The organism is Gilvimarinus sp. 1_MG-2023 (genome assembly GCF_030548285.1).
In genome coordinates this window covers 1-334 of the sequence record NZ_JAUOSC010000507.1, presented here as the reverse complement: position 1 = coordinate 334, position 334 = coordinate 1, and the positions used below count along the sequence as shown (strand labels likewise).

Annotated in this window: 1 protein-coding gene; it reads left to right on the top strand. The window is 51.5% G+C overall.

Features of this window, described 5'->3' with window-relative positions; translation table 11 throughout:
* Positions 1-17: 17 nt before the first annotated feature.
* Positions 18-334: P-type ATPase (locus tag Q4563_RS17840; protein WP_442903783.1), on the top strand; the 317-nt coding region annotated here is incomplete at its 3' end.

Here is a 334-nt window from a genome sequence, read left to right as displayed (position 1 = left end):
CACCACGGCGTCATGTGTTGCTGCGTTTTCTGCAGCATTTCCACAATGTTCTGATTTATGTACTGATTGCTTCTGCAGTAATTACTGCGCTGCTGGGCCACTGGGTCGACACTGGCGTTATTCTGGCCGTGGTCGTGGTTAATGCCATTATTGAATTTATTCAGGAAGGCAAGGCCGAGCAGGCCATGGATGCCATTCGGCATATGCTGGCCCCTCGTGCCAATGTGATTCGTAATGGTGAGCGAATTACGGTTGACGGTGAGCAGTTGGTACCGGGCGATATTGTGTTGCTGGAAGCCGGCGATAAAGTACCTGCGGATTTGCGACTGTTGAC